At 75.7% G+C, this 6,448-nt stretch carries 4 protein-coding genes and 1 pseudogene; all 5 read left to right on the forward strand.

All coding sequences use genetic code 11. From position 1 onward, the window contains the following. The coding region (locus E1293_RS43040) for a bifunctional phosphatase PAP2/O-acyltransferase family protein (protein WP_132205295.1) at positions 1 to 2,058 on the forward strand (2,058 nt) is incomplete at its 5' end. Then, on the forward strand, positions 2,058 to 2,930 hold the full coding sequence (locus E1293_RS43045; protein ID WP_132205297.1) for a DMT family transporter: 873 nt from the start codon (positions 2,058 to 2,060) through the stop codon (positions 2,928 to 2,930). The genes E1293_RS43040 and E1293_RS43045, both read left to right, overlap by 1 nt. Continuing rightward, positions 2,927 to 3,826 (forward strand): alpha/beta hydrolase, encoded by a 900-nt coding sequence (locus E1293_RS43050; RefSeq protein WP_207939446.1) that lies wholly within the window; start codon positions 2,927 to 2,929, stop codon positions 3,824 to 3,826. Before E1293_RS43045 ends, E1293_RS43050 begins: the two co-directional genes overlap by 4 nt. A gap of 38 nt (positions 3,827 to 3,864) precedes the next feature. After that, positions 3,865 to 5,979, forward strand: coding sequence for an NAD-dependent DNA ligase LigA (gene ligA, locus E1293_RS43055; protein WP_132205299.1), 2,115 nt, complete (start codon positions 3,865 to 3,867; stop codon positions 5,977 to 5,979). Positions 5,980 to 5,989: 10 nt separating this feature from the next. Beyond that, a pseudogene (locus tag E1293_RS49030) lies at positions 5,990 to 6,448 on the forward strand (hypothetical protein); the annotation flags it as partial.

The following is a 6,448-nucleotide window of genomic DNA, read 5'->3' on the forward strand; positions in this document are numbered from 1 at the left end:
GAGGACGAGGACGGGGGACGGGCCGGCTCGGCCGCGCGGGAGATCGCCACCGCGCTGGGCGTCCTGGTGGTGTACCTGGTGTTCACGCACGCCCTCAAATGCGAGCGCGGCGCGGGCGACGCGCACGGACGCGCGCTGCTCGACTTCGAGCGCTGGGCGCGCCTGGACACCGAACGCCCGCTCAACGACCTGCTCGTCCGGCACGGGTGGCTCGGGGCCGTGGCCGCCTGGGAGTACGCGACGACGTACGTGATCGGGACGTTCGGATTCCTCGCCTACCTGTGGTGGAAGCGGAACCCGGCCTACGCGTGGGCGCGCAACACGCTGATCCTGGTGACGCTGATCGCGATCTGCTGCTTCGCCGCCTGGCCCACCACCCCGCCGCGGCTGCTGCCCGGCGAGGGCTACACCGACATCATCGCCATGCACCACCCGCCCGCCACCTGGGGCACGACCCTGGTGTCGGCGGGCGCCAACCCGTACGCGGCGATGCCGAGCCTGCACATCGGCTGGGTCGCCTGGATCGGGATCGCCGCGCTCCGGGCCCGGTGCGGCGCGTTCTTCACCTGGCTCTGCGCCCTGCACCTGGTGGTGACGGCCCTGGTGATCGTCTCGACCGCCGCCCACTACGTCGTGGACATCCCGGGCGGGCTGCTGCTCGTCCCGGCCGCCGCCGGCGCCGAGCGGCTGCGCGGCGGGCTGATCCGCGGCCTGCGCTCGCCGGACATCGTCCCGGGCAGGGCGCCCGGACGGGAGCAGCGGGTGGCCGCCGCCGACGCGTTCTTCCTGCACGTCGAGAGCCGGGAGGTCCCGCAGGTCGTGGGCGGCGTCGCCGAGTTCGCCGGGCCCGGGCCCCCGGCCGAGCAGGTGCGCGCCATGCTGGGCGAACGGCTGCCGCACCTGCCGCGCCTCACCCAGCGGATCCGGGACGGCGGCGTCCTGCGGCGGCCCCGCTGGGTGGAGGCCGGCCTCGTCGACCTGCGCAGGCACGTCGTCGAGGTCGACCTGCCGTCACCGGGCGGGCGTCCCGCCCTGGACGACCTCGTCGCCCGCCTGATCACCGAGCCCCTCGACCACGACCGGCCGCTGTGGCGGTTCTGCCTCGTCCGGGGCGGGCCGCACGGACCGGACGCGGTCGTGATCCTCCTTCACCACGCCATCGCCGACGGGATCGGCGTCGTCGACATCCTGCGCGGCATCCTCGAACCCCGCCTTCCGGAGGCGGAGCCGATGCGAGGCCCGGGCGGGCTCGCGCGCGCGGCGGCCGTCCTGCCGGGGCTGGTGCAGCTCGGGCTCGACGGCGCCGCCCCGACCGTGTCCGTCACCGGGACGCTCGGCCCCGACCGCGCCTTCGGCACCGCGACGCTGCCGCTCGACCGCGTCCAGGACGTCGCCCGCGCGGCCGGCGCCCGGGTCACCGACGTGCTGCTCGCGCTGACCGGCGAGGTCGTCGCGGAGACCCTGGACGGACGCGGCGAGCGGGCCGGCGGCCGGCCGCTGCGCGCCGCCGTCCCGATGACCCTGCGCGCCCCCGCGCCGCCCGGCCGGGGCCGCACCGCCGTGCCCGGCAACCTGACCGCCGCGTTACGGCTCGACGTGCCGGTGGGGCCGATGCCCGTCCGCGACCGGCTGGCCGCCGTGCACGATGCGGCGGAACGGCGCCGCGGGTCCGGCCGGGCCGTGGCGAGCACAGCCGCGATGCGCCTCATGGGCCTCCTGCCGCCGCCGCTGCACGCCCGTGCCGCCCGCGGTACTTACCGGGCCCGCTTCTTCGGCGGCATCGTGTCCAACATGCCGGGACCGCCGCTGCCGATGTCGCTGGCGGGCGCGCCGCTCGGGGACGTCCACCCGATCCTGCCGCTCGCGGACGGCGTGCCGTTCGCCGTGGGCGCGCTGAGCTGGAACGGGTCGCTGCACATCTCGGTGACCGCCGAGCCGCGGGTGCTGCCGGAGTCGGCCCGCTTCACCGGCGGCCTGCTCCGGGCGTTCGAGCGGCTGGCGGCCGCGGCCGGCGCGGACAGCGGCGCCGGCAGCGGCGCGCAGAGCGGGACGGCCTGATGGCGTGGTCCGTCGGCTTCAGCCTCGTCGCGGCGTTCCTGTTCGCCGCGGCGGCGGCGCTGCAGTACCGGGCCGCGCGGCGGGCCGTGCACGGCCGGTCGGACGCGTCCGCCGCCCACGGGCTCATCCGCCGGCTGGTCCGCGACCCGGTGTGGCTGACCGGCTGGGGGGTGAACCTGGCCGGGTTCTGCGCGCAGGCCATCGCGCTGCACTTCGGCTCGACCGCGATCGTCCAGCCGCTGCTGGTCACCCAGCTCGTCTTCACGATCGCGCTCGGCACGGTCGGCACCGGCCGCCGCCCGGCGCGGCTGGACCTGCTCGGCGGCGTCGCCGTGTCCGCGGGCCTCGCCGTCCTGTTCACGGTGCCGGGCGCGATCCCGCCGGAGGGCGAGCCGTCCCGGCCGCGGATCTTCCTGGCGGGCCTGATCGCCGCGCCGCTCGTCGTCGTGCTGTCCCGGGCGGCGTGGCTGCGCAAGGGCCCGGTCCGGGCGGCGCTGCTCGGCGTCTGCGCCGGGCTGTGCTTCGCGGCGACCGCCGTGCTGATCAAGCTGACCACCGCCGACCTGGTCAACCGCGGGATCGCGGCCACCGCCGTGGACTGGCCCGGCTACGCGCTGGCCGGCAGCACGCTGCTCGGCCTCGTGATCGAGCAGCGGGCGTTCGCGGCCGGGTCGCTGCCCTCGGCGATGACCGCGATGACGATGACCAACCCCATCGCGTCCTACCTGGTGGCCGCCTTCGCCTTCCACACCCTGCCGCCGCGGACGGCCGCGGCGTTCGTGGCCGTCTCGTTCAGCGTCGTCCTGCTCACCGGCGGGGTCGCGGTATTGTCGCGGTCCGCCCATGCCACCCGGGGAGGGGACACTCCTTGATCACCAGGCGCGCGCTCGTGCTCGCGGGACTCGGCGGCGCGGGCGCCGCCGCCGCCATGGGCGGCACCGCGTACGCCCTGGTGGAGAACGAGGTCCTGCCCGGCAAGGTCCGGCTCGACCGCGCGCTCGGCAAGTGCGGGGACCTGCCGGCGCCGCCCGCCGCGTCCGCCGGCGTCGAGCGGATGACCTGGCATTCGGCGCACCGCCGCACGACGGTCAACGCGTGCGTCGTGGCGCCCGCAAAGGGCCGATCCCCGCGCGGGCTGCCGGTCGTCGTCGCGCTCCACGGCAGCGGCGGCTCGGGGACGTCCGTCGTGGACACCCTGGCCCTGGACCACTACCTGCCGGACGCCGTCGCGAACGGCGGCGTCCCCCCGTTCGCCCTCGTCACCGTGGACGGCGGCCCCGACAACTACTGGCATCCGCGCGCGAGCGGCGACGACCCCATGGGCATGGTCGTGGACGAGCTGCTGCCGCGGCTGCGGGAACGCGGCGCCCGGACGGACCGCATCGGCGCCATCGGCTGGTCGATGGGCGGGTACGGAGCGCTCCTGCTGGCCCGCCGGCTCGGCCGCGGGCGCATGGCCGCCGTCGTCGCCGCGTCCCCGGCCTTGTTCGACTCCTACGCGGACGCGCGTGACACCAACCCCAAGTCGTTCGACGGCCCGGCGGACTACGCCCGCCACGACGTGTTCGCCGCACTGGACGAGCTGAAGGGCGTCCCGCTGCGTGTCGACTGCGGGACGAGCGACCCGTTCGCCGGCCGGGTGCGGGACTTCCGCGACCGCGTCCACCCGGAGGGCGCGATGGACGGCGGCTGCCACGACGGCGCCTTCTGGCGGCCTCGCCTGCGCCCGCAGCTCGCCTTCCTCGGCCACCGTCTGGCCGCCCGCTGAGACCTGGAAATGTCGGTGGCACCAGGGAAGATAGAGCCATGACCGAGACACCGAACCGCTCTTCCGGGGGGCGCGGGGCGTCGTCCCCCCAGAGGGGGCCGGCCCGCACCGAGATCGGCGACCAGGCCGCCTACGCCGCCGCCGTCCAGACCGCCGTCGCGGCCTCCGCCGCCTACTACGGCGAGGGCGACTCGCCGCTCGACGACGACGTCTTCGACCGGCTCGTGCGCGGCATCGCCGCCTACGAGGCCGCGCACCCGGACGAGGTGCTGCCCGACTCGCCGACGGGCAAGGTCGCCGGGGGAGCGGTGATCGGGGACGTCCCGCACACGGTCCCGATGCTGAGCCTCGACAACGTGTTCTCCGCCGAGGGCCTGGAGTCGTGGGCCGCCGGGCTGGTCCGCAGGCTCGGCCGCGAGGTCGGCACGTGGAGCGTGGAGCCCAAGCTCGACGGCCTGGCGATCTCGGCGCGGTACCGCGGCGGGCGGCTCGTCCAGCTGGTGACGCGCGGCGACGGCACCGCCGGGGAGGACGTCTCGCACGGCATCGGCATGGTCCTCGGCCTGCCGGCCCGCCTCGCCGAGCCGGTCACCGTCGAGCTGCGCGGCGAGGTGCTGATGACCCGCGCGCAGTTCGAGGCCGCCAACACCGCCCGCACCGGCGCCGGGGGCACGGCGTTCGCCAACCCGCGCAGCGCCGCGGCCGGATCGCTGCGCGCCAAGGACCGCCCGTACCAGGTCGAGATGACGTTCTTCGCCTACGGCGCCCTCCCGGTGGACGGCACCGGCGACGCGGCGGCCGCACGCCTGCGGGAGCTGCCGCACAGCGGGATCATGGAGCTCGTCGCGGGCCTCGGCGCGAACACCACCGCCGCGACGCCCGTCCCGGCGATCACCGCGACGACGATCGAGCAGGTCCGCAAGCGCGTCGAGGAGATCGCCGCGCTGCGCGCCGAACTGGACTTCGGCATCGACGGCATCGTGGTCAAGGCGGACGCGGCCGCCGACCAGGCCGACGCCGGGATCTCCTCCCGCGCGCCCCGCTGGGCGATCGCCTACAAGCTGCCCGCCGTCGAGAAGATCACCCGGCTGCTGGACGTCGAGTGGAACGTCGGCCGCACCGGCGTCATCGCGCCGCGCGCCGTCCTGGAGCCCGTCGAGGTCGACGGCTCCACCGTCACCTACGCGACCCTGCACAACGCCGCCGACATCGAGCGGCGCGGCCTGATGCTCGGCGACCACGTCACCGTCTACAAGGCGGGCGACGTGATACCGCGCGTGGAGGCGCCGGTCGTCCACCTGCGCACCGGCGGGGAGCGGCCGATCGAGGTGCCGTCGGCGTGCCCGCGCTGCGGCGACGAGATCGACGCGTCCCAGCAGCGGTGGCGGTGCGTGCGGGGCCGCGCCTGCCACGCCGTCGCGTCCGTCCGGTACGCGGTCGGCCGCGACCAGCTCGACATCGAGGGCCTCGGCGAGAACCGCATCGACCAGCTCGTCGACGCCGGGCTGATCACCGACTTCGCCGACCTGTTCACGCTCACCCACGACCAGGTCATCGAGCTGGAGCGGATGGGCGAGACCAGCACCGCCGCGCTGCTCGCCGCGATCGAGGGCGCCAAGGCCAAGCCGCTGAACAAGGTGTTCTGCGCGCTCGGCGTGCGCGGCACCGGCCGGTCCATGTCCCGCCGGATCGCCCGGCACTTCGCCACCATGGACGCGATCCGCACCGCCGACGCGGAGGCGCTCCAGGAGGTCGAGGGCGTCGGGCCGGAGCGCGCCACCATCCTGGTCGCCGAGATCGCCGAGCTGGCCCCGCTGATCGGCAAGCTCGTCGCCGCCGGCGTCACCATGACCGAGCCGGGCGCCGCCGGCCCCGCCGAAACGCCCGAATCCGACGCGTCGGACCTGCCGCTGGCCGGACTGTCCGTCGTCGCCACCGGATCGATGTCCGGCCCGCTGGACGGGCTGTCCCGCAACCAGGTGAACGAGCTGATCGAACGCGCCGGCGGCAAGGCGTCCTCGTCGGTGTCGGCGCGCACGTCCCTGCTCGTCGCCGGGGAGAAGGCCGGTTCGAAGAAGGCCAAGGCCGAGAAGCTCGGCATCGAGATCATCACGCCGGAGGAGTTCGGTACCCGGGTCGCCGGGTTCCTGTAAGAAGATCCTCATGACCGGCCCCACCTCCGCTGACGGTTCGGTCCGCCTCCGCCCGCTCAGCGTCGTGGCGGACGGCGACGACGTCCTCGTCGGCGACCCCGCCACCGGCACCTTCGTGGCGATGCCCCCGGTCGGCGCGGTCGTGATCGCCGCACTCCGCCGCGGCGCCACCGTCGCGGAGGCGGCCCGCGAGGCCGAGGCGTACGCCGGCGAGCCCGTCGACGTCCCCGACTTCGTCGAAACCCTCCACGAACTCGGCTTCGTCGAACCGCCTCAGACCGGCGCGGTCGCCGGGAGACCCCCGTCCCCAGCAGTGCCACCCAGCCGTCCGGCCGACCCAACGCCCCACGCCACCGTGTCCGATGGCGCAACCGACGGTAAGGCTCCGCCTTCCGCGCGCGCCCGCCCGTCGCTCGGAGGGGCGTCCGGCACGGTTCGCGGTGGTGGGGCTAAGGGCGCGGGTGGTGCG

This window comes from Actinomadura darangshiensis, from assembly GCF_004349235.1.
Taxonomy (GTDB): domain Bacteria; phylum Actinomycetota; class Actinomycetes; order Streptosporangiales; family Streptosporangiaceae; genus Spirillospora; species Spirillospora darangshiensis.